The sequence below is a fragment of the Pseudomonas sp. TYF_14 genome (assembly GCF_043105275.1).
Taxonomy (GTDB): Bacteria; Pseudomonadota; Gammaproteobacteria; order Pseudomonadales; family Pseudomonadaceae; genus Aquipseudomonas; species Aquipseudomonas alloputida.
The window spans coordinates 281,890-304,180 of record NZ_JBICLK010000086.1 but is presented as its reverse complement, the minus strand read 5'-3'; the positions used below and the strand labels follow the sequence as shown (position 1 = coordinate 304,180).

The 22,291-nt window shown below is 63.1% G+C and carries 19 protein-coding genes and 1 riboswitch; of the genes, 14 read left to right on the top strand and 5 right to left on the bottom strand.

Annotated elements, in window-relative coordinates:
• Positions 1–54 precede the first annotated feature (54 nt).
• A riboswitch (TPP riboswitch) is annotated at positions 55–161 on the top strand.
• Positions 162–315: 154 nt separating this feature from the next.
• Entirely contained in the window at positions 316–2,196 is a 1,881-nt protein-coding gene (gene thiC / locus ACF8O8_RS24175; RefSeq protein WP_010955502.1) for a phosphomethylpyrimidine synthase ThiC, read from the top strand.
• Positions 2,197–2,340: 144 nt separating this feature from the next.
• The gene (gene cytX / locus ACF8O8_RS24170) at positions 2,341–3,624 is read left to right on the top strand and encodes a putative hydroxymethylpyrimidine transporter CytX (RefSeq protein ID WP_392510605.1); all 1,284 of its coding nucleotides are present in this window, start codon (positions 2,341–2,343) and stop codon (positions 3,622–3,624) included.
• On the opposite strand, the gene ACF8O8_RS24165 is transcribed toward cytX, so the two are convergent.
• Positions 3,593–4,339: an RsiV family protein gene (locus ACF8O8_RS24165; protein ID WP_003249476.1), complete on the bottom strand. Its 747-nt coding sequence runs from the start codon at positions 4,337–4,339 to the stop codon at positions 3,593–3,595. The genes cytX and ACF8O8_RS24165 overlap by 32 nt on opposite strands.
• A 185-nt stretch (positions 4,340–4,524) precedes the next feature.
• On the opposite strand from ACF8O8_RS24165, the gene ACF8O8_RS24160 reads away from it, so the two are divergent.
• The 9 genes from ACF8O8_RS24160 to ACF8O8_RS24120 all read left to right on the top strand — a co-directional run bounded on the left by ACF8O8_RS24160 (position 4,525) and on the right by ACF8O8_RS24120 (position 13,804).
• The gene (locus tag ACF8O8_RS24160) at positions 4,525–5,142 is read left to right on the top strand and encodes an NUDIX domain-containing protein (protein WP_003249478.1); all 618 of its coding nucleotides are present in this window, start codon (positions 4,525–4,527) and stop codon (positions 5,140–5,142) included.
• Positions 5,133–5,585: a DUF1249 domain-containing protein gene (locus ACF8O8_RS24155; RefSeq protein ID WP_003249480.1), complete on the top strand. Its 453-nt coding sequence runs from the start codon at positions 5,133–5,135 to the stop codon at positions 5,583–5,585. The genes ACF8O8_RS24160 and ACF8O8_RS24155 overlap by 10 nt, the downstream gene beginning before the upstream one ends.
• 85 nt (positions 5,586–5,670) lie before the next feature.
• Positions 5,671–6,471 (top strand): 3',5'-cyclic-AMP phosphodiesterase, encoded by an 801-nt coding sequence (gene cpdA, locus ACF8O8_RS24150; protein WP_392510604.1) that lies wholly within the window; start codon positions 5,671–5,673, stop codon positions 6,469–6,471.
• Between the two features lie 131 nt (positions 6,472–6,602).
• On the top strand, positions 6,603–7,211 hold the full coding sequence (locus ACF8O8_RS24145) for a YqiA/YcfP family alpha/beta fold hydrolase (protein WP_003249484.1): 609 nt from the start codon (positions 6,603–6,605) through the stop codon (positions 7,209–7,211).
• 35 nt (positions 7,212–7,246) lie between these two features.
• A complete protein-coding gene (gene parE, locus ACF8O8_RS24140) occupies positions 7,247–9,151 on the top strand; it encodes a DNA topoisomerase IV subunit B (protein WP_010955497.1) in 1,905 nt (634 codons plus the stop codon).
• The gene (locus ACF8O8_RS24135; RefSeq protein ID WP_049587466.1) at positions 9,148–10,134 is read left to right on the top strand and encodes an esterase-like activity of phytase family protein; all 987 of its coding nucleotides are present in this window, start codon (positions 9,148–9,150) and stop codon (positions 10,132–10,134) included. The genes parE and ACF8O8_RS24135 overlap by 4 nt, the downstream gene beginning before the upstream one ends.
• Positions 10,131–10,649 (top strand): TIGR02281 family clan AA aspartic protease, encoded by a 519-nt coding sequence (locus ACF8O8_RS24130; RefSeq protein ID WP_004577399.1) that lies wholly within the window; start codon positions 10,131–10,133, stop codon positions 10,647–10,649. Before ACF8O8_RS24135 ends, ACF8O8_RS24130 begins: the two co-directional genes overlap by 4 nt.
• 13 nt (positions 10,650–10,662) lie before the next feature.
• Positions 10,663–12,921: a DNA topoisomerase IV subunit A gene (parC, locus tag ACF8O8_RS24125; protein ID WP_010955494.1), complete on the top strand. Its 2,259-nt coding sequence runs from the start codon at positions 10,663–10,665 to the stop codon at positions 12,919–12,921.
• A gap of 172 nt (positions 12,922–13,093) precedes the next feature.
• The gene (locus ACF8O8_RS24120; protein ID WP_019437569.1) at positions 13,094–13,804 is read left to right on the top strand and encodes a membrane integrity-associated transporter subunit PqiC; all 711 of its coding nucleotides are present in this window, start codon (positions 13,094–13,096) and stop codon (positions 13,802–13,804) included.
• A gap of 265 nt (positions 13,805–14,069) precedes the next feature.
• On the opposite strand, the gene ACF8O8_RS24115 is transcribed toward ACF8O8_RS24120, so the two are convergent.
• Positions 14,070–15,527 (bottom strand): AhpA/YtjB family protein, encoded by a 1,458-nt coding sequence (locus ACF8O8_RS24115; protein ID WP_019752631.1) that lies wholly within the window; start codon positions 15,525–15,527, stop codon positions 14,070–14,072.
• Positions 15,528–15,661: 134 nt separating this feature from the next.
• Here ACF8O8_RS24115 and serB point away from each other — a divergent pair, with 134 nt between their 5' ends.
• Positions 15,662–16,876 (top strand): phosphoserine phosphatase SerB, encoded by a 1,215-nt coding sequence (gene serB, locus ACF8O8_RS24110; RefSeq protein WP_003249498.1) that lies wholly within the window; start codon positions 15,662–15,664, stop codon positions 16,874–16,876.
• A gap of 73 nt (positions 16,877–16,949) precedes the next feature.
• On the opposite strand, the gene asd is transcribed toward serB, so the two are convergent.
• The 3 genes from asd to ACF8O8_RS24095 are packed head-to-tail and all read right to left on the bottom strand — an operon-like array spanning position 16,950 to position 20,212.
• Positions 16,950–17,813, bottom strand: a complete 864-nt coding sequence (gene asd, locus ACF8O8_RS24105) for an archaetidylserine decarboxylase (protein ID WP_003249501.1) — start codon at positions 17,811–17,813, stop codon at positions 16,950–16,952.
• 9 nt (positions 17,814–17,822) lie between these two features.
• Entirely contained in the window at positions 17,823–18,632 is an 810-nt protein-coding gene (locus tag ACF8O8_RS24100; protein WP_392510603.1) for a rhodanese-like domain-containing protein, read from the bottom strand.
• A 44-nt stretch (positions 18,633–18,676) separates the two neighbouring features.
• A complete protein-coding gene (locus tag ACF8O8_RS24095) occupies positions 18,677–20,212 on the bottom strand; it encodes an HDOD domain-containing protein (RefSeq protein ID WP_010955488.1) in 1,536 nt (511 codons plus the stop codon).
• Positions 20,213–20,342: 130 nt separating this feature from the next.
• Between ACF8O8_RS24095 and motA the strand changes: the two genes are divergently transcribed.
• Both motA and motB read left to right on the top strand, forming a co-directional pair.
• Positions 20,343–21,194: a flagellar motor stator protein MotA gene (gene motA / locus ACF8O8_RS24090; protein WP_003249507.1), complete on the top strand. Its 852-nt coding sequence runs from the start codon at positions 20,343–20,345 to the stop codon at positions 21,192–21,194.
• Positions 21,195–21,197: 3 nt separating this feature from the next.
• Complete coding sequence (motB, locus tag ACF8O8_RS24085; protein WP_129932012.1) at positions 21,198–22,238, top strand: flagellar motor protein MotB; 1,041 nt, start codon at positions 21,198–21,200, stop codon at positions 22,236–22,238.
• The last annotated feature ends 53 nt before the right edge of the window (positions 22,239–22,291 follow it).

The window sequence follows — 22,291 nt, the reverse complement described above, 5'->3', positions numbered from 1 at the left end:
TCATCCGCGCATTTACCTGCTTGGCTTTGCTGACCACTCCAGTCTAGACTGCGCATGTTCTTGTCGGGGTGCCTTGAAGCAAAGGCTGAGATCGCAGAGGTGCGGATCCCGTTGAACCTGATCAGGTTAGCGCCTGCGTAGGGAACAAGATTGCTCGCCTTCCCGGGGAGCCTCTTGTGCCAGGTCCGGGATTGTCACAGCTGCATACAGCTTCAGGCACCCCCATGTCCGGCACTGCACCCAAAGAGGGTGCGTCCGCGCGTTTCAGGTTCACCCCGACATTCCACTGCTAGGAAGCCGTCAGGAGAGCCTGTGATGACCAAACAAGAAAAAGCGATCAACCTCAGCGAATCGGCACAAGTCGATCAGCAGTCCGTGCAACCCTTCCCGCGTTCGCGCAAGGTGTATGTCGAAGGCTCGCGCCCGGACATCCGCGTCCCCATGCGTGAAATCAGCCTGGATGACACCCCGACCGATTTCGGCGGCGAGTCCAACGCCCCGGTGCTGGTGTATGACACGTCTGGCCCGTACACCGACCCCGACGTGATCATCGACGTGCGCAAAGGCCTGCCCGATGTGCGTTCGGCGTGGATCGAAGCCCGCGGTGACACCGAGCGCCTGGAAGGTCTGAGCTCCGACTTCGGTCAGCAGCGCCTGAACGATGCAGAGCTGGCCAAGCTGCGTTTTGCCCATGTGCGCAACCCGCGCCGGGCCAAGGCCGGCGCCAACGTCTCGCAGATGCACTATGCCCGTCAGGGCATCATCACCGCCGAAATGGAATACGTGGCCATCCGCGAAAACATGAAGCTACAGGAGGCCCGCGCTGCCGGCCTGCTGAATGAGCAACATGCCGGCCACAGCTTCGGTGCCAACATCCCGAAAGAAATCACCCCTGAATTCGTCCGCCAGGAAATCGCCCGTGGCCGCGCGATCATTCCGGCCAACATCAACCACCCGGAAGTAGAGCCGATGATCATTGGCCGCAACTTCCTGGTGAAGATCAACGGCAACATCGGCAACAGCGCCCTGGGTTCCTCGATCGAGGAAGAGGTGGCCAAGCTGACCTGGGGCATCCGCTGGGGCTCGGACACGGTCATGGACCTGTCCACCGGCAAGCACATCCACGAAACCCGCGAGTGGATCATTCGCAACTCGCCGGTGCCGATCGGTACCGTGCCGATCTACCAGGCCCTGGAAAAGGTCAACGGCGTGGCAGAGGACCTGACCTGGGAACTGTTCCGCGACACCCTGATCGAGCAGGCCGAACAGGGCGTGGACTACTTCACCATTCACGCCGGTGTGCTGCTGCGCTATGTGCCCCTGACCGCCAAGCGGGTCACCGGCATCGTCAGCCGCGGTGGCTCGATCATGGCCAAGTGGTGCCTGGCTCACCACAAGGAAAACTTCCTGTACACCCACTTCGACGAAATCTGCGAAATCATGAAGGCCTACGACGTCAGCTTCTCGCTGGGCGACGGCCTGCGCCCTGGCTCGATTGCAGACGCCAACGACGCCGCGCAGTTCGGTGAGCTGGAAACCCTCGGCGAGCTGACCAAGATTGCCTGGAAGCACGACGTGCAATGCATGATCGAAGGCCCCGGCCACGTGCCGATGCAGTTGATCAAAGAGAACATGGACAAGCAGCTGGAGTGCTGCGACGAGGCGCCGTTCTACACCCTCGGCCCACTGACCACCGACATCGCGCCGGGTTACGACCACATCACCTCGGGCATTGGTGCGGCAATGATCGGCTGGTTCGGTTGCGCCATGCTCTGCTACGTCACGCCGAAGGAGCACCTGGGCCTGCCGAACAAGGACGACGTCAAGACCGGCATCATCACCTACAAGATCGCCGCGCATGCCGCCGACCTTGCCAAGGGCCACCCGGGTGCACAGATTCGCGACAATGCCCTGTCCAAGGCGCGTTTCGAGTTTCGTTGGGAAGACCAGTTCAACCTGGGCCTCGACCCGGACACCGCCCGTGCTTTCCACGACGAGACCCTGCCGAAGGAATCGGCCAAGGTCGCGCACTTCTGCTCGATGTGCGGGCCGAAGTTCTGCTCGATGAAGATCACCCAGGAAGTGCGTGAGTACGCTGCCAAGATCGAGGCCGTGGATGTGACGGTCGAACAAGGCATGCGTGAGCAGGCCGAGCGGTTCCGCCAGGAAGGCAGCCAGCTGTACCACAAAGTCTAAACCGCAGCACCTTACCCTGTGGGAGCGGGCTTGCCCGCGAAGCAAGCACTGCGGTGCATGGCACCGGCTTTGCCGGTGTTCGCGGGCAAGCCCGCTCCCACAGGGTGGTGTATGCCACTTAACATCACTCCTGCGGACATGACCATGACATCACCCAGCCAGTTCTCTCCCGACCATCCAATCCCCATCCAGCAGCGCATTTTCGGTGCTCGCGACCTGTTTTCACTGTGGTTTTCCCTCGGCATCGGCCTGATGGTGCTGCAGGTCGGCGCCATGCTGGCGCCAGGCCTAGGCCTTGCTGGCGCCGTGCTGGCCATCGCCCTGGGCACCGGTGTCGGTGTGCTGTTGCTGGGTGCGGCGGGGGTTATCGGCAGCGACACCGGCCTGTCCGCCATGGGCACCCTGAAACTCAGCCTGGGCAGCCATGGCGCGCGCTTGCCGGCGCTGCTCAACTTGCTGCAACTGGTGGGTTGGGGCGCTTTCGAGATTATCGTCATGCGCGATGCTGCCAGCTTGCTGGGTGCGCGAGCGTTCGGTGAGGAAAGTGCCTGGAACAGCCCCATGCTCTGGACGCTGTGCTTCGGTGCCCTGGCCACCCTGCTGGCTGTCAGCGGGCCACTGGCCTTCGTGCGCAAGGTACTGCGCGCCTGGGGCATCTGGTTGTTGCTGGGCGCTTGCCTGTGGCTGAGCTGGAACCTGTTCGCCAAGGCCGACCTGGCGGAGCTGTGGAACCGTGCCGGGGATGGTTCGATGTCGCTGGCGGTTGGCTTCGATATCGTCATCGCCATGCCGCTGTCCTGGCTGCCGCTGATCGCGGACTACTCGCGCTTTGCCCGCAATGGCAGGCATGTGTTCGGCGGTACGGTAGTGGGCTACTTCATCGGCAACACCTGGCTGATGAGCCTGGGCGTGGCGTACACGCTGGCGTTCGCCGCCAGTGGCGAAGTCAATGCCTTGCTGCTGGCCCTGGCGGGCGCCGGCATGGGGATTCCGCTGCTGCTTATTCTGCTGGACGAGTCGGAAAAGGCCTTCGCCGACATCCACTCGGCGGCGGTTTCCACCGGTGTGCTGCTACCGCTGAAGGTCGAGCACCTGGCGTTGGCCATCGGCGTGATGTGCACCCTGATCGCCCTGTTGGCGCCACTGGCACAGTACGAAAACTTCCTGTTGCTGATCGGTTCGGTGTTCGCACCGCTGTTCGGCGTGGTGCTGATGGACCACTACGTGGTCCGTCGACGCCGTCTGCCAGCACAGGTCAATGGCTTGCACTGGCAGGCGTTGGTGGCCTGGTTTGCCGGGGCGGTGGCCTATCACCTGATTGCCGCCAAGGCGCCCGAACTGGGCGCCACCCTGCCCGCATTGCTGCTGGCAGGTGTGCTGCATGGGCTGCTAAGCCTCAGCCGCGGCCGGGAAACAGTTCAGGCTTGAGTACGCCATTCAGGCGCGGGTAGGGGATCTTCAGTTCCACGTGGCCCATGGAATAGGGCGCGATGGCATAGACCTCGTACTTGACCACTACCGCGCCGTACGTCAGGGCGACGTGCGGCGATTTCTTGAACGGCCAGGTCTTGACGAACTCGGCATCCTTGTCCATTCCCACGCTCATCAGCCAGGCACGGTGCGATTCTTCGACGGTTTTCCAGAAGGTGTCTTCCTGGCCGGGCACCAGCATGTCCTGCAGGGTCAGCACCTTGTCCAGTTTGCGTGAATAGTTGATGAAGCCGCGCCCGGGCATGCCGTGGGCACCACCGCTGTCCAGGTAGCTGGACAACTCGATGATCACCAGCCCGTCATGCTGCTCGCGTACCTTGGCTTGCAAGTAGCTGCTGTTACGTTTGTCGGCACTGGCCAGATATTGCTGTTCGTAGGCCTGCAGGGTGGCTGGTGCGGTGCCATGCTGATTGTCTTCGGTCAGTTGCAGCAGGCGTTTTTCGACGATGCCGTCGAGCTTGGGCAGGGCCGGGAAGTGGATCATGTCGATGTTCACCAGCGGGCAGTCGCTCTCGCTGCAGCCGGGTTTGACATGCTCCCAGGCGTCGCGCTTGACCTCGAGCGGGGCCCGGTAGTTGGGCGTGAACAGGCTCTGGCAGGCGCCCAGAGCGAGTGCCAGCACGGCCACGGAAGTCAGTTTGACAAGTGTCATGATGATCCTTGCAGAACAGGGAAAAGTCGGCCTTTGACCGTCTGCGCGGCCTTCAGTTCGCCACTAAGCTAACAGAGTGAAGGGCTGCTGTCCCGAGTGCGCCAGCGGTTGCTGGAAAGGGGTGAAACCAACAGGCGTGCGGAGTAGGATGGCGCGAAGCAGTATTCGAGGTAATGAGGATTTCCATGTCAGACGCGTTGAACGCTGTGCCCAAGGGCTTCGAAATCATCGAGCGGGCCAATTGCTTCCAGGGCTTTTACAAGCTCGACAAGTTACGCCTGCGCCACGAGCTATTTGCCGGGGGCATGGGGCGCGAGATCAGTCGCGAACTGTTTGTGCGCCACGATGCGGTATGCGTGCTGCCGTACGACCCAGCGCGCGATGAAGTGGTGCTGATCGAACAGTTTCGCGTGGGCGCCCTGGACAAGGTCGCCAACCCCTGGCTGATCGAGATGGTTGCCGGGCTGATCGACAAAGACGAGCAGCCCGAGGAAGTCGCCCATCGCGAGGCTGAAGAAGAAGCCGGCCTGACCTTCAGCGCCCTGTGGCCGATGACCCGCTACTTCCCGTCGCCTGGCGGCAGTGACGAATACGTTCATCTGTTCCTCGGCCGTTGCAGCAGCGAGGGCGCGGGAGGGCTGCATGGCCTGGAGGAAGAGGGCGAAGACATTCGCGTACGCGTGTGGGCGTTCGAGGATGCCCTGCAGGCGGTGCGCGACGGGCGCATCTGCAATGCGGCCACCATCATTGGCCTGCAATGGCTGGCGCTGAACCGTGACGAAGTAAGAGGTATGTGGAAGTGAACCTGCTGCGCGAGCGCTATCGAGTTGACCTGGTCGGGCTGCAGGCAGCCTGCGAGGCCAACTATGCCCGGCTGATGCGCTTGTTGCCCGACATGCGCACCACCCAGAGCTCGCGCCGCATCGGCATGACCCAGGGTGACCAGATGCTTGGCGTGCTGGTGCTCGACGTGGTGCTGGCCTGCCCGTATACCACCACCCTGCATGTGCGCCAGGAACACAGCCTGCCGTGGTTGCCAGTGCCACACCTGGAAGTGCAGGTGTATCACGATGCGCGCATGGCCGAAGTGGTCAGCGCCGAACACACCCGGCGCCTGCGCAGCATCTACCCGTATCCGAACGATGCCATGCACCAGCCGGACGAAAAGGCCCAGCTCAACCTGTTCCTGGGTGAATGGCTCAGCCACTGCCTGGCCTGCGGCCACGAACTGGCAAGTGTTCGCTGAATTGTGACGTGAGTCGTTTGCGGGTGTTTGCTCGTCACCGTCGCACAGCCATAATTCCCGCTGAATCCATTCGAGGAGATGGCCGTTGTCGCCGCCAGACCAATCCCGCCCCGTGCATGTGGTGCAACTGACCGATGCCCACCTGTTCGCCGACCCGGCTGGCAGCATGCTGGGCCTCAAGACCCGAGACAGCCTGCGCCACGTGGTGGCCCAGGTGCGGCGCGAGCAGCCGCTTGTCGACTTGCTGCTGTGCACGGGCGACCTGTCCCAGGATGCCAGCGTGGCATCCTATGAAGCGTTTCGGGAGCTGACCGCACCGTTTGCCGTACCCACTCGCTGGCTGCCGGGCAACCATGACGAGGCTCAGGTGATGGCGCAGGTGGCGCCGGAACTGGTGCAGGCGGTGACTGATATCGGCGCGTGGCGGGTGGTCATGCTCAACACCGCCGTGCAGGGTGCTACCCACGGGTTTCTGCAAGATGACCAGCTGGCCGTACTGGAAGCCGCCTTGAAAGAGGCCGGCGAACGGCATTGCCTGGTGTGCTTCCACCATCAGCCAGTGGACATCGGCTGCGCCTGGATCGCGCCGATCGGCTTGCGCAATGCCCAGGCGCTGTTCGATATCCTTGAAGGATATCCACAGGTGCGGGCTTTGTTATGGGGGCATGTGCATCAGGAATGGGATGAGGTCCGAGGGGGGCGGCGCCTGCTGGCCACGCCGTCGACCTGCATTCAGTTCGCGGCGCGCAGCGAAGACTTCCAGGTGAGCGAAGAGCATCCGGGGTACCGCTGGTTGCGCCTGCATGCCGACGGGCGGCTGGAGACCGGGGTGGAGCGGGCGCTGGATTTCGAGGTGCAGCTCGACTTCGACAGCCCAGGGTATTGAGCAGGCCACGTCAGCCTGCCGGAAATGTATTGCGAAATCCGTGGCACTGCGTCAAAACCCGGCGAACGCGCTACACTGCGCGTCCCTGCGCCCGCATTACCAGGCGCGAAGCCACAGATTCCGGGGGCAGCATGTCGGGTTCCATCCTCTATATCCATGGCTTCAACAGCTCGCCGCTTTCGACCAAGGCGCGTCAGCTGGAGGCAGTCATGCAGCAGCTCGGCCTGGCCGACCAGCTGCGAGTGCCGGCCCTGCACCACCACCCACGGCAAGCCATGGTCCAGCTCGAAGCTGCCATCGCCGAACTGGGGGCGCCACTGCTGGTGGGCAGTTCGCTCGGCGGCTACTATGCCACCCATCTGGCCGAGCGCCATGGCCTCAAGGCCCTGCTGGTCAACCCGGCGGTAACCCCGCACAAGCATTTCGACGGTTACCTGGGCACCCAGCGCAATCATTACAGCGGTGAAACCTGGGAGCTGACCCACGATCACGTGCAGGCCCTGGCCGAGCTGGAAGTCGCGGCCCCGGCCGATGCCGACCGCTATCAAGTGTGGCTGCAGACCGCCGATGAAACCCTGGACTATCGACACGCCGAGCGCTATTACCGTGCTTGTGCCCTGCGTATCCAGGCCGGTGGCGACCACAGCTTCCAGGGCTTCGCCGAGCGCCTGCCGGCACTGCTGGCGTTCGCCGGCATTGCCCGTGGGCAGTATGCGGCGCTCGATTTTTCTGTATTTTGACTTTTTTGCATTCACCAGACTGACGACGAGACCCTATGGCCAATCCCAGCGCTAGCGCCTATAACGCAGACGCCATCGAAGTCCTCTCGGGCCTTGATCCGGTCCGCAAGCGGCCGGGCATGTACACCGATACCAGCCGCCCCAACCACCTGGCCCAGGAAGTCATCGACAACAGTGTCGACGAAGCACTGGCCGGCCACGCGCGTTCGGTGCAGGTCATCCTGCATGCCGACCACTCGCTGGAAGTCAGCGACGACGGCCGCGGCATGCCGGTGGACATCCATCCGGAAGAGGGCGTGTCCGGGGTCGAGCTGATCCTTACCAAGCTGCACGCCGGCGGCAAGTTCTCCAACAAGAACTATCAGTTTTCCGGTGGCCTGCACGGGGTGGGCATCTCGGTGGTCAACGCCCTGTCGACCCAGGTGCGCGTGCGCGTCAAACGTGACGGCAACGAATACCAGATGACCTTTGCCGATGGCTTCAAGGCCAGCGAGCTGGAAGTGGTCGGCTCGGTCGGCAAGCGCAACACCGGCACCAGCGTGTACTTCAGCCCCGACCCGAAGTACTTCGACTCGCCCAAGTTTTCCATCAGCCGCCTCAAGCACGTGCTCAAGGCCAAGGCGGTACTGTGCCCGGGGCTGCTGGTCAGCTTCGAGGACAAGGCCAGCGGCGAAAAGGTGGAATGGCACTACGAGGATGGCCTGCGCTCCTACCTGGTCGACTCGGTCAACGAATTCCAGCGCCTGCCCGACGAGCCGTTCTGTGGCAGCCTGGCGGGTAACAAGGAAGCGGTTGACTGGGCTTTGCTGTGGCTGCCCGAAGGCGGTGACAGCATTCAGGAAAGCTACGTCAACCTGATCCCCACCGCCCAGGGCGGCACCCACGTCAACGGCCTGCGCCAGGGCCTGCTGGATGCCATGCGTGAGTTCTGCGAGTTCCGCAACTTGCTGCCACGCGGGGTAAAGCTGGCGCCGGAAGACGTTTGGGAGCGCATCACCTTCGTACTGTCGATGAAGATGCAGGACCCGCAGTTCTCCGGGCAGACCAAAGAGCGCCTGTCATCACGCGAGGCGGCCGCGTTCGTCTCCGGTGTGGTCAAGGATGCTTTCAGCCTGTGGCTCAACGCCCACCCCGAGCTGGGCATGCAACTGGCAGAACTGGCCATCAGCAACGCCGGGCGCCGCCTCAAGGCCAGCAAGAAGGTCGAGCGCAAGCGCATCACCCAGGGCCCGGCATTGCCCGGCAAGCTGGCCGATTGTGCAGGCCAGGACCCGATGCGTGCCGAGTTGTTCCTCGTCGAGGGTGACTCGGCCGGTGGTTCGGCCAAGCAGGCGCGGGACAAGGAATTCCAGGCCATCCTGCCGCTGCGCGGCAAGATCCTCAACACCTGGGAAGTGGACGGGGGCGAAGTCCTGGCGAGCCAGGAAGTGCACAACATTGCCGTGGCCATTGGCGTCGATCCGGGTGCAACCGACCTTGCGCAGCTGCGCTATGGCAAGATCTGCATCCTCGCCGACGCTGACTCCGATGGTCTGCACATCGCCACATTGCTGTGTGCGCTGTTCGTTCAACACTTCCGGACACTGGTCGAGGCTGGGCATGTTTACGTGGCCATGCCGCCCCTGTACCGCATCGACCTGGGCAAGGAAATCTACTACGCCCTCGACGAAGCCGAGCGTGACGGCATCCTCGACCGCCTGGTGGCCGAGAAGAAGCGCGGCAAGCCGCAGGTAACACGCTTCAAGGGCCTGGGCGAGATGAACCCGCCGCAGTTGCGCGAAACCACCATGGACCCGAACACCCGGCGCCTGGTGCAGCTGACCCTGGACGACGTAGAGGCCACCTGCGAGCTGATGGACAAGCTGCTGGCCAAGAAGCGCGCCGGTGACCGCAAGAGTTGGCTGGAAACCAAAGGCAACCTGGCCGAGGTCATGGTTTGATTCGGCAAGTACTTGCCGTTTGCCTGGCGCTGGTTGCCCTGCCTTGCCTGGCGGGCAACTGGCCAGAGCTGAAGATGACAGCCGAGCACCCGATCGACGGTATGCGCGGTGGCAACCTGTCGGGGCTGGTGGAATGCCGGGGCGGGTTGTGGGGCGTGTCCGATCGTGACGACGACCGTATCTACCGCTTCGATCAGCAGAACCCGACCTGGCGCGCGCAGCCGCTTACCTTCACCCCGCCGGCTGTCCCGGAAAGCGGCCTGCCATGGGGGTTGAAGTCGCGCAACTGGGCGGCATCGTACATTCGCGGTGGCGAGCTGGATTTCGAAGGTATCACCTGTGATCAGGCGGGTAACCTCTATCTGGTCAGCGAGGCGCATGCCGCGGTGCTGCAATTGCCGCTGGAAGGCGAGCCGGACTGGTTGAGGATCGACTCGGCCATGGTGCGCCAGGCCCGGGCAAGCGGCATGCTGCTGAACTTCAATGCCCTGTTCGAAGGTTTGGCGATCAACCCGGCGGGTGACCGCCTGTGGCTGGCTGCCGAGCGTGAGCGCCGTGGCCTGGTGGCCATCGAGCGCCAGCAGTCGGTCTGGACCTGCGGGCGTGGTTGCGTGCTGCTGAGCGAGGCGGGGGTCGAAATGCAACCCGCGCAGATGCCCAATGCCAGGGCCCTGTCGCGCGACTTCGCTGACCTGGCCTGGTTCGAGGGCAAGCTGTTTACCCTCGAACGTAACGCCTACCGGGTGTGCCGACGTGATATCGACAGTGGCAAGGTCGAGCGTTGCTGGTCGTTCGCTGCTGATGCGCTGGTCGAGTCACGGCGCTACGCGCAGCCGTTTGGCCTGGCCGAAGCACTGGTGATCGATGCCAAGGGCGCCTGGATTGGCCTGGACAATAACAACGGCGCCCGTGCCGACGGTGAAACCCGCCCAGTTGTCTGGCGCTTCGACGCACCGGAAGGCGGCTGGAGCGCCAAACCATGAGCCAGGCGCCGGGCAAGCGCGCGGGCAAGTTGCTGATGATCGTCGCTTGGGCGGCGGCGCTGTTTCTTGCCACGCGTTTTTTCGGCCAGTGGGAAGACAGCCAGCGTAATCCCAACAGCCAGGTGCAATCCGAACATGGTCAAGGCTTTATCGAAGTGCGCCTGCTGAGTAATGGCCAGGGCCACTTCGTGGTGGATGGTGCCATCAACGGCCAGGTGGTGCATTTCATGCTCGACACCGGCGCCACCGATGTGGCGATCCCGGAGGCGTTGGCTCATGAACTGAGCCTGGAGCGCGGTAGCCCGGTGCTACTGAGCACCGCCAATGGCCGTACTGAAGGTTACCGCACGCGCCTGACCAGCCTGCAACTGGGCGATATCCGCCTGCAGAACGTACGCGCCATCGTGGTGCCGGGCCTGGATGGGTCCACCGTACTGCTGGGCATGAGTGCCCTGCAACAACTTGAATTTACCCAGCGCGGTGGCACCATGCTGCTGCGCCAGAACCTGAAATAATGACGAGGCCCGCATGAGCGACTCACTGGAACTCAGCCTGGACGGCGTCGAACGCCGCTCGCTGGCTGACTTCACCGAACAGGCCTACCTCAACTACTCCATGTACGTGATCATGGATCGTGCCTTGCCGCATATCGGCGACGGCCTGAAGCCGGTGCAGCGACGCATCGTCTACGCCATGAGCGAGTTGGGGCTCGATGCCGATGCCAAGCACAAGAAGTCGGCACGTACCGTCGGTGACGTGCTCGGCAAGTTCCATCCCCATGGCGATTCGGCCTGCTACGAGGCCATGGTGCTGATGGCGCAGCCGTTCAGCTACCGCTATACCCTGGTCGATGGCCAGGGCAACTGGGGTGCGCCGGATGATCCGAAGTCGTTCGCCGCCATGCGCTACACCGAGGCGCGGCTGTCGCGCTACGCTGAAGTGCTGCTCAGCGAAGTCGGCCAGGGCACCGTGGACTGGGTGCCGAACTTTGATGGCACGTTGCAGGAACCGGCCGTGCTGCCCGCGCGCCTGCCCAACATCCTGCTCAACGGTACCACCGGTATCGCCGTGGGCATGGCCACCGACGTACCGCCGCACAACCTGCGAGAGGTGGCCAGTGCCTGTGTGCGACTGCTCGATGAGCCCAAGGCAACCATCGAGCAGTTGTGCGAGCACATTCAGGGGCCGGATTACCCGACCGAGGCAGAGATCGTCACGCCGCGGGCTGAAATTCTCAAGATGTACGAAAGCGGCCGCGGCTCGATCCGCATGCGTGCCGTGTACCGCGTCGAGGATGGCGACATCGTCGTCACTGCGCTGCCGCACCAGGTCTCCGGGGCCAAAGTGCTGGAGCAGATTGCCGCACAGATGCAGGCCAAGAAGCTGCCGATGGTCGCCGACCTGCGCGACGAGTCGGACCACGAGAACCCGTGCCGTATTGTCATCATCCCGCGATCCAACCGCGTCGATGTCGACGAGCTGATGCAGCACCTGTTCGCTACCACCGACCTGGAAAGCACCTATCGGGTCAACGTGAATATCATCGGCCTGGACGGCCGGCCGCAGTTGAAAAACCTGCGAACCCTATTGGTGGAGTGGCTGGAGTTCCGCACCAATACCGTTCGTCGCCGCCTGCAGCATCGTCTGGATAAGGTCGAGAAGCGTCTGCACCTGTTGGACGGTTTGCTCACTGCATTCCTCAACCTGGATGAAGTGATCCACATCATCCGTACCGAGGAATATCCCAAGCAGGCCCTGATCGAACGTTTCGAGCTGACCGAGATACAGGCCGACTACATCCTCGAGACCCGCCTGCGGCAGTTGGCGCGCCTGGAAGAGATGAAGATCCGCGGTGAGCAGGATGAGTTGCTGAAGGAGCAAGCCAAGCTGCAGGCCTTGCTGGGGAGCGAGGCCAAACTGCGCAAGCTGGTGCGCAGCGAGCTGATCAAGGATGCCGAAACCTATGGCGATGATCGTCGCTCGCCGATCGTAGCGCGTGCCGAAGCCAAGGCGCTGTCGGAAAACGAGCTTATGCCGACCGAGCCCGTCACCGTGGTGCTGTCGGAGAAGGGCTGGGTGCGCTGCGCCAAGGGCCACGATATCGACGCAACTGGCCTTTCCTACAAGGCCGGCGACGGCTTCAAGGCTGCTGCGGCCGGGCGTTCAAACCAGTTTGCCGTGCTTATCGATTCCACCGGTCGCAGCTACTCGCTGGCCGCCCACAGCCTGCCATCGGCGCGTGGCCAGGGCGAGCCGCTGACTGGCCGTCTGACGCCGCCACCGGGGGCGACTTTCGAATGTGTGTTGTTGCCTGACGACGATGCGCTGTACGTGGTGGCTTCGGATGCCGGTTACGGCTTCGTGGTCAAGGGTGAAGACCTGCAGGCCAAGAACAAGGCCGGCAAAGGCCTGCTCAGCTTGCCCAACGGGGCCAAGGTCATGACCCCGCGCCCGGTGGCCGATCGCGAGCAGGACTGGTTGGCGGCGGTGACCACCGAAGGCCGCCTGCTGGTGTTCAAGGTCAGCGACTTGCCACAGCTGGGTAAAGGCAAGGGCAACAAGATCATTGGCGTGCCGGGTGACCGGGTGGCCAGCCGTGAAGAATTTGTTACCGATCTGGCCGTGATTCCCGAAGGCGCGACCCTTGTATTGCAGGCCGGCAAGCGTACCCTGTCTTTGAAGGCGGACGACCTGGAGCACTACAAGGGCGAGCGCGGTCGGCGCGGCAGCAAGCTGCCACGCGGGTTCCAGCGCGTCGATGGGTTGCAGGTGGAAGTGCCGACATAACCGGTTGTAATGTCTGGAACGGCAATTTCAACGCCGTTTCGGGCAGAAATGCTGGAGTCGGACGGTTATTTCGCGGATGATATGCCCCTTGCGGTGCCGGCGTGGCCGTGTGCCCGTTTGAATCTACATGTATCACTGCGGTGTGCCTTGTGGCAGCCGCCTGGATGGGATGATGAAATTTCTGCGCCTTCCATTTGCGCTGTTGATGACTGGCCTGCTGGGCCTTGGCGGGTGCACCATGCATCAGCCGGTTGCCCTGTATCAGCTCGACAGTGGTGATCCTGGCCAGCCGTCGCAGAGTGCGGGCATGGCCGTGGTACTCGGCCCTGTATCGGTGGCCGATTACCTTCAGCGTGAGACATTCCTGCAGCGTCAACCTGATGGCAGCCTGAGCGCGGCGACCGACGGTCGTTGGGCTGGCAGCCTTTCATCGGATATCGACCAGCTGCTGGTGCGTCAACTGGCCTGGCGTCTGGACAGCCAACGCGTAGTACTGGCCCCGGCGACCGCAGGCTTCAGCCCGGACGTACAAGTGCTGTTGTCGATCACACGCCTGGATTCTGGCAAGAACCAGCCGGCCATCCTGGATGCCCAGTGGCGTCTGCTTGACCGCCGTGGCCATGTGCGTGACAACCGTATCATCCACCTCGAGCAGCAGCACGAGGGCAGTGAGTCGTCGCAGGTGCAGGCTCAGGGCCAACTGCTGCAGAAGCTGGCGGAACAGCTGAGCACGGCGGTGAAGCCGCTGGCCAACCAGCCGGCGATTGCCGAAGAAGCACCGAAAAAGCCCGCTGCACCGACGCAGGTGAAGAAGGGGCCGGAGAAACCCAAAATCCCGATGGCCTCGCCGATTCGCACCGATATGGAAGTTTATCGGTTCTGATCAAACGGCCAGATACGACAAAGCCCGCATTCGCTGCGGGCTTTTTTGTATCTGCCGGTCTTCGTAGGAGCGGGTTTACCCGCGAAGAGGCCGGCCCTGGTGGCCAATTTCTACCCGCCGTTCACCGTTGCCGCCGCTACCGTATTCGCGGGTAAACCCGCTCCTACTGGGGGTTTGCGCTATTGGCTGGATCTTGCGCCAGGCAGGTGATCGCAAGGAAACCAGCCTGGCTCAAGACATGCGCTGTAGATGTCGCGTCTACCTGTCAGGCGCGGTGCTCATGCATGCGCGCCAGTTGCCGTTCCAGCATTGACGGGTAGGGCTCCATAAGTCGCTCCACACAGCAGGCGCCTTCGGGGCTGGCGATCGGGCGAATACGTGCACGCTGGCGAATGAGGGCGTCATCGTTGATCTGCCGCTCCACCAGCAACAGGTTGCGGCTGTGCTGCGACAACGCCAGGGCATCCTGGACCTTCTCGGCCATCAGCAGGTCAACCAGTTCCAGCCCATGCAGGTCGTTGCCTAAGACCAGGCCTAGCTGCAGTTGCAAGGTAATGCCGCTGTCAGCTACCTCGATCTGCAGGGCGTGGCCCAGGGCGCGCAACAGTTCGCCACAGCAAATGGCGTTGGTCAGGTAGTCCTCGCCACACTCGCGGCTGTGGAACAGCACCAGGGTGCTGCCGTCGTTCAGCGTGTGCGTTTCGCCGTCGTAGAGCGAGGCCGCGTGCTCCAGGCAATCACGGTAGCGCTCGGTCAGCTCGGCCAGGCGTGTGCGTGGCAGGCGACGCAGTTGCTCCTGCGAGCCCAGCTGCACGGCAAGTACGGCGCTGTACTGCGGCTCGTCGGACTCGACCTCTGCGGCAGCCTTGGGTGCAGTGTCGTCGTCCAGCAGGCCGGCGAAGGCCTCGTCGTCATCCTCGTCTTCCAGGGCAGCCTTGGCGCGCGGTACGGCCTTGGGTGCCGAGGCAGCGGCGGGCAGGTCGTCGAACTGCTCGTCGTCTTCTTCCTCAGGCTCCGGCTCCGGGGGCGGAGGCGGGGCCAGGCGTGCATGCAGCTGGCGGGCGATGTCGCCAATTTCGTCCTGGCGGTCGGTGGCCGGGGTATAGGGCTGCGGGTCGCGCAGCCATACCCGCAGCTGCAGCAGTGGCAGGGTGATGAAGCGGCCCTGACGCAAGCTGAGGGCCAAGGCCAGGGCCAGCAGGATAGCGGCCAGAATGCCCATGCTCTGCAGGCTGATCAGCATCGGTTGCTGGAACTGGCTCATGTCCAGGCTGATGCGCAGCTGCCCGGCCGTCACGTCCTGGAACGTGATTTTGGTCTGGTACAGGCCTTCGGCCTCGCCCAGCAGGCTGTTGCGCGGGCGCTGGCCCGCTTCGGCGAGGATGCGGTTATCCACGCTGTAGATTGCGGCATGGGCCACCAGCGGGTTTTTAACCAGGTTGCCCAGTAGCACGTTGAGGCTGAGGATGTCGTTGGACACCAGCAGCTCGGTTGCCGATGTGGCCGTCTGGGTGGTCAGGCTCTGGCCCAAGGCATCGGCCTGCTCATGCATGGCCTGCTTGAACTGCAGGCCCATCACGCAGGCGTAGATCACCAGCGCCAGCGCCACCAGGAAAATGTTGGTGCAGGCGATGCGCAGTGCCAGCGGCACGCGACGTTGACTCAGGGCGCGATAGATCATCAGGAAGAAATTGTCTGGTTTGACTGGCGTGGGCCGGTTCACAGAGCTCGGCTCTTAATGGCATGAAAGTGGGGGGAGTATAGCGAGCCGGGTTTTGTCGGCAAAGTATCGTTGGCGCCCGATGGTCATGGAAAATCGGTAGAATGCGCATTTTTCATCGAAGTCGGAGCCAGGTTGTGCGCGAAATCGTCCTGATCAACATCACCGGTGAGGACCGTCCCGGTCTCACTGCGGCTATCACCGGCGTCCTGCTACAGGGCGGTGTGAGTATCCTCGACATCGGCCTGGCGGTCATGCACGGCACCTTGTCGTTTGGCATCCTGGTCGACATCCCGGACAACGAAGTGGCTACCGCGCTGTTGCAAAGCGTGCAGGCTAAAGCCCACGAACTGAACCTGCAGGCCCGTTACACGCCGATTTCCGAGGCGGACTACCAGCATTGGGCTGATGGGCATGGCGAAGCGCGCCACATCGTTACCCTGCTCAGCCGTAAGATCACTCCCGAGCAACTGCAGCGGGTGAGTGCGGTGATCAGCCAGTACGGCCTGACCATCGAGCGTATCGAGCGCCTGTCGGCCCGGGTGGCACTGGATGCCGAAACCGACAAGGGCAAGGCAGCCGTCGAGATCTCCGTGCGCGGTGTGCCGAGCGATGCCCAGGCCCTGCGTGCCGACTTCTTTGCCCTGGCTGAAGAGTTGAGCGTCGACATCGCCTTCCAGAAGGACGATCTGTTCCGCCGTAACCGCCGCCTGGCGGTGTTCGACATGGACTCCACGCTGATCGAGGCCGAAGTCATCGACGAACTGGCCAAGGCGGCGGGTGTGGGTGAGCAGGTGGCGGCGATCACCGAGCGCGCCATGCGCGGTGAACTGGACTTCCGCGCCAGCTTCAAAGAGCGCATGGCGCTGCTCAAGGGCCTGGATGTGGGGGTACTGGACGAGATCGGGGCATCGCTGCGCCTGACCGAGGGTGCCGAGAACCTGTTTGCCGAGCTCAAGCGCCTGGGATACAAGACCGCGATTCTGTCCGGTGGCTTTACCTATTTCGCTCGTCAGGTGCAGGCGCGCCTGGGTATCGACTATGTGTTCGCCAACGAACTTGAAGTGGTCGATGGCAAGGTGACGGGCGTGGCTGTTGAGCCGATTGTCGATGCCCAGCGCAAGGCCGATTTGTTGAAGAAGCTGGCCAGCGACGAAGGCTTGCAACTGGAGCAGACCATCGCCGTGGGCGATGGTGCCAATGACCTGCCGATGCTGTCGCTGGCCGGTTTGGGCGTGGCGTTTCGTGCCAAGCCGCTGGTGCGCCAGTCGGCCAAGCAGGCGATTTCCACCTTGGGGCTGGACGGGGTGCTGTATCTGCTGGGCCTGCGTGATCGCGACGCCCGCGGCTGATCCGTGAATCTGGGGCCGCATGGCCCAACGAAAAAGGCCCTGCCTCTGCAGGGCCTTTTTCATATGGCTCGAATCAAGCCTGCACAGGCGCCGCCAGCTGCTGCCCCATGCGCACTGCAGAACCCGCACCCAGGCTTTCAGCCCACTTTACCTGCTCCGGCCCGAACAGCACGATGGCGGTCGAACCCAGCTTGAAGCGGCCTAGTTCGGCACCTTTCTCCAGGTGGATCGGCGTGCGGCTGGCTTCGTCGTAGCGGAAGGTCTTCAGCTCACGTTTGGGCGGCGTGACCAGCCCGGCCCATACCGTTTCGATCGAAGCGACGATCATCGCGCCGACCAGTACCACAGCCATTGGCCCACGCTCTGTATCGAACAGGCAGACCACACGCTCGTTGCGAGCGAACAGCTCGGGGACATTCTCTGCAGTGGTCTGGTTGACCGAGAACAGGCGGCCCGGCACATAGACCATTTCGCGCAGGGTGCCGGCCAGCGGCATGTGCACGCGGTGGTAGTCCTTGGGCGACAGGTAGATGGTGGCAAACTCGCCGCCCATGAACGGCGCGGCCATGGCCGGATCACCGCCCAGCAGCTCTTGCGCGCTGAAACCGTGGCCTTTGGCCTGGAAGATACGACCGTGCTCGATCGGGCCAAGCTGGCTGACCGCACCGTCGGCCGGGCACAGGATGGCGCCCGGGGTTTCGTCCAGCGGACGGGCACCAGGTTTCAAGGCGCGGGTGAAGAACGCATTGAAGTGCTCGTAAGCGCTCAGGTCTTCGACCAGCGCCTCGCTCATGTTCACCTGGTAGCGCTTGGCGAACCATGCGGTGAAGGCGTTCTTGAACCAGCGCACGCGGCACTCGGCGATGCAGCCGGCCAGCCGCGACAGCAGGTGGTGCGGCAGCAGGTACTGGCTGATGATGAACAGACGGGATTTCATGCAGGTTCCTTAGACTTCTACAGGCGTGTCCGGGTGGTTGCCCCATTCGCTCCACGAGCCGGCGTAGGCCTTGACGCGTGGGTAGCCGAGGGCCTTGGCCACCAGGTAAGTGAAACCGGAGCGGCGGTGGGTCTGGCAGTGGGTGATCACCTCCTTGTCAGGGGTGATGCCCAGTTGCTCGAGGACTTGTTTGATGTCCTGACGAATGCGCAGGTGGTCGTTGAGGTCCATGCCGGCGGTCCACTCGAAGTTGATCGCGCCGGGGATGTGGCCGCCTTTGGCTGCCAGCACTTTTTCGCCGCTGAATTCCTGCGGGCCGCGTGCGTCCCAGATGACCAGGTCATCGGCGCCCAGGCGGCTTTGCAGGTACTCGCGGGTGGCAGTGGGTGCGCTGTCTATGTGCAGGTGCACCGGGGCGCTGCCAATGGCAGGCACTGCGGTGGACAGTTTGTCTGCCGGCCAGGCCTGGATACCGCCATTGAGGTAGTGGTAGCGCTTGTGGCCGATGACATCGAGCAGCCAGATGAAGCGCCCGGCCCAGCCGCCGCCTTCATCGTCGTACACCACATACACGGCATCGGCGCGGTGGCCGAGTTCGCTGAACAGTTTTTCGAGCTCGCCCAGGGCTGGCAGCAGGCCGGGCGCCGGGGGCTGGCCGAGCTGGGTGCGCTTGCCTTCGACAAAGCGTGCGCCGGGGATATGCCCGCTGACATAGCGGTTGGCGCTGCTCAGGTCGACCAGGATCAGCTGCGGCGAATCCAGGCGTGGCAGCAGGTCTGCAGCTTCGATCACCAGGGGCAGGCCGGAAAAGTCGGTCATCCACGGTCTCCAGTGTGGAAAGAGGGGCGATTGTAGCGCAAGGCTCAACCCTTGCGGTTGGTAAACACCGACAAGGCCCGCTCGATGCATTGTGCGGTCTTGCCGAAGGCTTGCACGCTGATATCCGCCAAAGGCCGGCAGCCCTGGTCGGCCACCAACAGCATCAGCACCTGGTCGTTGGCTGCCAGCGAGCGAAGCAGTACATGTTCGCTGCGGAACAAGGTGCGCAGCGGGGCGGGCAACAGCGCCGAGAACTGGCTGTGGTTTTCCGGTGTGATGCGCAGCTGCCCGGCCTGACTCAGCAGCTTTTGCAGCAGTTTGTTCTGCGATACCTGCAGGGCCAGGGCACCGGCCTCCTTGGGCAGGCCGGCAATTTGCTGCACGCGCAGGTAGTCGCTGGCCTTGTCCAGGCTAAGCAGCATGATGCGTTGCATGCCGCAGGCCAGCAGGGCTTCTTGGGCCTGGGTGGCCAGGTGCACGGCGTTGGTGAACGGGCTGGGTTGGGCCAGCAGGTGCTGGCACAATGTGCGCCAGCGTGCCAGGTCGTCGCTGCTGGGCGGTGGCGGGGCCAGCATGTCCGGGTGAGGGCGGCGTTGGTGCCACGGCCAGATCAAGGCCTCGGCCGGGTGGAACAGGGCGTGCCGGGCGTGGCGGCGGGCGCTGGCGGCCGCCTGCTGGTGCACCTGCTGCTGCACGTCTTCCAGCGAGGTTTGCAGGTACAGCGCGGTCAGCAGTTGCCAGCGCAGCAGATGCGGGTTGTCCCAGCCGACCTGTGCCGCCAGGGCCAGGTTGTTGGCCAGCAGTACGGTATTGGCCGGCTGGTTGAACCAGCGCCGCAGGCCGGGCTCGGCATCCATGCGGTGTTGCTGGCTGAGCAGGTCTTCGTCGCGGGCGATATTCAGCACCTGGGCCAGTTGCTCGCGCTCTTCCAGCAGCAGGCGATAACCCTGGGTGACCCACTGGGGCAGGCGCCAATACTCGGCCATGGTCTGGCACAGCGCCATGATGCGCACGCCAAACAGTTCTTCCTCGACGTGGGCGGCGTCTTCACCTTTGTGGATAACCCGCAGCTCCCAGGTGTCGAGCAGCTTGGGGTAGGCCAGTGCCAGTGGCCAGAGTGGCGACAGGAACAGCAGGCTGCCCCAGTGAATCTCTTGCCACAGCCGTGCCAGGCGGCTGGCGAACAGGCCGCTGGCTTGCTGTGCCGCATGCTGGCTGATCATCTGGAACTGGCACAGTACCGGCGGAATTTCCTCCACGGGCAGCGCCGGCAGGCGTTTGAGAAGCTGCTCGCTGCGCTCCAGGCCCAGGCGGTTGAGAGCAACCTCCAGGCTTTCGGCGGGTTCGGCAAGGCTGGCATTGGTGGGGTGATTGGCTTCGCGCATCACTGACAGCACCAGTGCCGGGCTATCCTGCATCAGTTCGGCGATATCGCGCAGCGAGCGACGGCTATCGTGGATGGCAGCCATGACCCGGTCGTAGCTGTGCTTCGGCACGGGGATGCGAACACTCTCGAGCAGCTTTACCCAGGCCTCTAGCGTACGCGGGGCCTGAGTGGGCACCTTGGTTTCAATTGGCATTTTGACATCAGTCCGAACTGGCTTTTCGCATTGAGTGGCTATAGTCTGGCGCAGTTCTGCCGATAAGTAGAAGAAGAGTTTTAAAGCTCCCGTCTCTTCCCCTGACCACGACAGCAAGTGCTTTGAACCTATGGCTAAAATTATCGGCATCATCGTCGTATTCGCGAGCGTGCTCGGCGGCTACGTGCTCTCCCACGGCAAGATCGCAGCGCTGATCCAGCCGTTCGAAGTACTGATCATCGGCGGTGCGGCCTTTGGTGCATTCCTGCAGGCCAACCCTGGCCACATGACCATGCACGTCATCAAGAAGTCGATGAAGATGTTCGGCTCGCGCTTCAGCCATGCCTTCTACCTGGAGGTGCTGGGCCTCGTTTACGAAATCCTCAACAAGAGCCGTCGCGAAGGCATGATGGCCATCGAGGCCGACATCGAGGACGCCGCTGCCAGCCCGATCTTCGCCAAGTACCCGACGGTACTGGCCGATGAGCGCATGACCGCGTTCGTCTGCGATTACCTGCGCATCATGTCCACCGGCAACATGGCCCCGCACGAGCTCGAGGGCCTGTTCGACATGGAACTGCTGAGCATGAAGGAAGAGCTGGAGCACCCGTCCCACGCGGTGACCGGCATCGCCGACGGTATGCCCGGGTTCGGTATCGTTGCGGCGGTACTGGGTATCGTGGTGACCATGGCCTCGCTGGGCGATGGCGATCAGGCGGCCATCGGCATGCACGTAGGTGCGGCGCTGGTGGGTACCTTCTTCGGTATTCTGGCGGCTTACGGGTTCTTCGGCCCTTTGGCCAAGTGCCTGGAGCACGATGCCAAGGAAGAACTGAACCTCTACGAATCGATCAAGGCTTCGCTGGTGGCCTCGGCGTCGGGCATGCCTCCTTCGCTGGCGGTCGAGTTCGGGCGCAAGGTGCTGTACCCCAAGCACCGCCCAAGCTTCGCCGAACTGGAACAAGCGGTTCGCGGTCGCTGAGTCATGGAGAACAATCAGCCCATCATCGTCAAGCGCGTCAAGCGCTTTGGCGGCGGCCACCATGGTGGCGCCTGGAAAATCGCCTTTGCCGACTTCGCCACGGCGATGATGGCGTTCTTCCTGGTGCTGTGGCTGTTGTCCACGGCCACGCCTGAGCAGAAGATCGCCATTGCCGGGTACTTCCAGGACCCTATCGGTTTCTCCGAGAGTGGCACGCCTTATGTCATCGACCTGGGTGGTTCACCGGAGATGGCGCCGGACAAAACCATCAATCCGGAAGTGAAGACCGAGCCGACGCAGCAGTCCCCCACTCAGCTGAGCAAGGACCAGGTCGAGACCATGGCCGAGCAGGTCGAGCGCGAGCGTCTGGAGCTGCTGCTGCAGGAACTGCAGAACAAGGTGGAAGAGAACCCGCAACTGCAGAAGTTCAAGGACCAGATCCTGTTCGAAATCACCCAGGACGGCCTGCGCATCCAGATCATGGATGCCGAGAACCGACCGATGTTCGACATCGGTAGCGCGCGCCTGCAGCCCTACTTCGAAGATATCCTGCTGGCCATGGCCGACACCATCAAGGCGGTGCCGAACAAGATCAGCATCAGCGGCCATACCGATGCCAAGCCGTATGCTGGCACTGGCGAGTACGGTAACTGGGAGCTGTCGGCCAACCGCGCCAACGCCGCGCGGCGTGCCCTGGTGGCGGGGGGGTATCCGGACGGCCAGGTGGCACGGGTGGTGGGGTACGCCTCGTCGTCACTGTTCGACCGCAAGGACCCGTTCAACCCGGTCAACCGCCGTATCGACATCATCGTGCTGACCAAGAAAGCCCAGCGCAATATCGAAGGTGAGCAGGGTGCGCCGGAAACACCGCCAGCTGCGCCAACTGCTCCTGCAGCGCCAGCCAGTGGTGCAGCGCCAGGGGCTTCGGCACCGGCTGCCCCAGTGGCAACTGAACAGCCACCGATGCAACCGCGTGAGCTGCGCCAGAAGCTGAACATCTTTGAAGATGGCACGCTGAAGATGGATGAAGCCAAGGAGCAGTAAGCGGCTTTTTGGGGGTGGGCAACTGTGCTACCCAACACCTGAACGCTGGCGCG